Source organism: Candidatus Infernicultor aquiphilus (assembly GCF_002784285.1).
Taxonomy (GTDB): Bacteria; Atribacterota; Phoenicimicrobiia; order Phoenicimicrobiales; family Phoenicimicrobiaceae; genus Infernicultor; species Infernicultor aquiphilus.
On record NZ_PFKO01000094.1, the window covers coordinates 1 to 4,103 of the forward strand.

General features: G+C 34.6%; 2 protein-coding genes. Both read right to left on the reverse strand.

Annotated features, from left to right (window positions below):
* The coding region (locus tag COZ07_RS02700) for an acyl-CoA dehydratase activase-related protein (protein WP_406607054.1) at positions 1 to 2,006 on the reverse strand (2,006 nt) is incomplete at its 3' end.
* Positions 2,003 to 4,057: an acyl-CoA dehydratase activase gene (locus COZ07_RS02705; RefSeq protein ID WP_406607055.1), complete on the reverse strand. Its 2,055-nt coding sequence runs from the start codon at positions 4,055 to 4,057 to the stop codon at positions 2,003 to 2,005. The genes COZ07_RS02705 and COZ07_RS02700, both read right to left, overlap by 4 nt.
* Positions 4,058 to 4,103 lie beyond the last annotated feature (46 nt).

The window sequence follows — 4,103 nt, forward strand, 5'->3', positions numbered from 1 at the left end:
TCTTGTGCAGATATATCATCAAAGCCTTGCATATATGGTAGGGTTGCTTTAAACAACATATGCTCATAACCAATCATAAATCTATATAATATTGATTTCAAGATCCATTCCCTTAAATTCTCTTTTTTTCTGTTTAAGCTGAATTTTTCTCTTGCAAAAACAGAACTAAGATAATAAGAATAAGTAAGGTATTCTGCTGCTGAAGCTAACCAAGTTTCTGCTCCCTTTTCCTCAAGCTTTCTTAGAATGTTTTGGTTTGCTGGCTCATGAAGTCTTACAAAGAACTCACCAATCATGCCTATCTTTGGTTTTTCTTCACTAGTTCTTTTAACCTGAGAAAATTCACCTTGAGCTTTTCTTAGGATTTCTTCAATAGGGGATGAGTTTCCATCAAATAAATTAGAGAAAAATACCTTCCCAATAGTTAAATAGGTTTTCATTTTTCCAAGATTAGTTTTTGGGTCTGCTAAATGATCAAGAAGCCTTTTCATATATTTCTCATAAATCTGATCTGAGGTTCCTTTATTAACCTCATAGGGTCTGGTGTGCATTCTCATTTTTTCAAGCTGGTCAACTGCAGTTATACCAGACCATGCCTTGATTAATAAGGGCATGCCAAGACTAAATTCACTTCCTACTTCACCCCCGGTTATTATATCAACATCTGTTCCCTTTTTCTGGAATAAAAGAGATTCCAGGCTTGCATACTGCCCCAGTCTACATGGGCCACAATCGGATGTTGCCTGAAAAAAGGCAAATTTCTCCTGGTCAAACCCTGGTTTTTGCATAAAATTAAGCATAGCCTCGGTAGTATGTAGATAGGGTGTGCATACTAAGCCGTAGGTACAGCTTCTCGCTCTTTCCATGGTTTCATCAGGGCTTACTTCTAAAACCCTTGACTGAATTCTATAGGCATTGAAAACAGCAGATAATGCATAATTATGTTTTGACATTGGAGGAAAAACAAGAATTTTTTTGTCTTTAATCTTATCAAGACCTTTTAGTTTGACACTAAAAACCTTACCGGTTTGCTTTGCTTCTATCCCTAAGTAAGATTTAACTGTATTGAAGAATGCCTGCAATCTAGTATCAATTCCAGCATCTCCAGTATGTTCATCCATTTCCACTGTTAAAAATGGCTTTTGTGTTCTGCATCTCATTTGCTGGTTTATCTGGGTATCAGGACCGCAGGCAAAATAGGTTATATCAATTCCAAACAGGTTTTTATTTTTATTTAATAATTCTATTGCAGCCAACTTCTTTTGGCCCTGTATCCAGTACATTTTTGGCATTTGTTTAGAAATATCTATTGATCCTATGGGAGCAAATTCAAGGGGTATAGCAAGATAACCAGCATCTAAAATTTTATTGACAATATTATTATTAACATTTGCATCATAAGCTGTGTATGGTCTTGCCATCACCAAAAAAGCAGGTTCGTTTTTTTTATATTTTTTAATAGAATCAAAGACTTCTTTTGTTTTTTCCTCAATTTTCTTATCAAACTTTTTTTTGTTTACTAATCCTTCTTGAAGTGCAGCCCTAACATTTTTCGTGCTATAACCCATCTTTGCTACAGCTTTCTTCATCTGATCCTCAATGTGATTTAATCCCCAATCAAAAAACAGTGAAGGAGAAACAAGGTTTTCTAGATTAAGGCCTTCTTTAGTAAGCTTTAGTGCAGATTTCATGAGATCTGGTGCAGATTGTGTCCATGGACAGGTAACAGAATACTTATAGCTGCCAGTTGGTTCTCCTGTACTTGCAATATGGGGAATAAAAATAAAATCATCTTTTTTTAGTTTTTTTAGTAGATTGTCAACATGACCATAGGCAACCTTTGTTGGAAAACAATATTCTGCTGGTACTATCTCTAGACCACGATTTATTATCTTCCTATTAGTTTCATCTGAAATAACAGTTTTTATTCCTAAATACTTAAAAAAAGGAATAAACAAGGGCGAGAAATCATTAAATAATAAGCCCCTTGGAATTCCAACTTTCATTGGCATGCATCCTCCATTATTTTCTGCCTCTCTTTAAATAAATTGGGTGGCTTTATTTTTTTCTCATCTTTTTTTGCACTATATCTCTGGCATCTGTCACCTATATAAAACTCTTCATCTCCGATTTTAGCCATGGTTATGTTGCAGTCATTTCCACACCCTTTATTTATACATTCATAAGGCCCTACATTGTATTTTAGATTTAATATTTTTTTAAATTCCCTAAAACCACCTAAATTAGAGGTATCATAGGCATATTTTGCTGCACCTATTGCTCCAGTTATATGCGGCCAAGGAGGTACAATTATTCCTTTTCCAAGAACAGTTTCAAGAGCAGCAACCTGTCCAAGATTAAATGCAGTTGCACCCTGAAAAACAACCTTTTCTTTTATTTCACTGCCGCTAACTACCTTGGCTAAATAGTTTCTTGCAGTTGCCAAGGTAATGGCAGCACATAAATCCTCTAAAGATACATTGTTTTGCTCATATTTCATTATTGATTGCTCTGATAAAACCGCACAAGTGCTATCTATATCAGGGGGATTCTTTGCTCTTAATGCAATATCTCCAAAATCCTCTATTTTAATGCCTCTGCGCATGGCATATTTTTCAAGCAATGCTCCGGTCCCAGCAGCACATGCATTATTCATTGCAAAATCAACAACCACGCCCTGGCTGATATTAATAAATTTTGAATCCTGACCACCAAACTCAATAATACTAAACTCTTTTTGAGGATAGACTGTTGTTATGCCTGCAGCCTGTGCAGTGATTTCATCAACAATATGTTCTTTAGAAGCCCCAACTATGAAACCAGTAAGCTGCCTTCCACTCCCAGTTGTTCCTGCAACAACTTTCTCAATTTTATAGCCCCTTTCTATAACCTGATTATATACTTTGTTTATCACATCTATTGCAGCCCCAACAGGGTCTATCTCTGTTCTCCTGTAGTGATAAGCAAGCAATCTAAACTTACCATTAATTTTTGCTATTAATGCAGCCTTTGTACTAACAGAGCCTATGTCAATTCCTAAGCCAGCTAAAGGAACATCTGCACCATAAGGCCAATCTTCTTTTGGCTTCATAATTATGGATTTTTTGAGGATTAGAGGACCCTGTGATTCATAGTTAAAGGGTTTGGTCAATTTTTGCTCTAATTTTTTTATTATATTATTTAAATAAACCTGTTGACCATAGATTGCTGCACCAATTGCAACTATATGTAATCCTTGTTTTGGAATAATAACTCTTTCAGAAGAGATCTTGCAAACATCTATTAGATGTTTAACAAAGGCTTTACTAAGTGAGAGACCACCAATAAGAATAATCCTTCCTTCAGGTATCATTCCATTGGAGAGAATGGTTTTAAAACTATCTGCAGAGGCTCTATAAAGTGAAGCAGCCAATACCTCTTTTGGTGTTCCCTTTTGTTGCTGGTGCACCACATCAGATTCACGAAAAACACCACATTTAGCAGAGAGCTTTATGGTTTTTTCAGTTTGATTAGCAACATTAGACAGCTCCTCTATTGAACCATATTCAAATCTTTTAGCCATATGCTCAAGCAATAAACCTGAACCAGCACCACATTTATCCTGTAAACAATTATGTTCTAAAATTAATTTTCCACTATTTTTATCTTTTCCAAATTCATAATATCTCTGATTGGAGGCTCCAATATCAATTACTGCAAATTCTTCATTTTCCTTAATGTCTAAATCAAGAAAAGCAATGCCCCCTTTAGTTGTAATTGATTCACTTAGCACTTGTTTTTCATTTAGAACATCTGATAAAGAAATTGAATTTACCCCGGTTACACCAAGATAAGCCTCATTACCGTTTTTTGTTATAATTTCATCTAATGTTTCTTTTAAAGCATATATTGGTTTTCCATTGATCTTTTTTATATAAGTGGTGATATCTTTTCCATCTATCACCACTGCTTTTAAATTATCAGAACCAATATCTATCCCAATTCTTTTCATATTAAGAGGGAATCTAAATTTAGATATAACATTTTCTAAAATATTTTCCTTATTTTTTTCTTTCATGAAATCATTTTATCAGTACATGCAAAATTTTTCAAATCCTTTATAA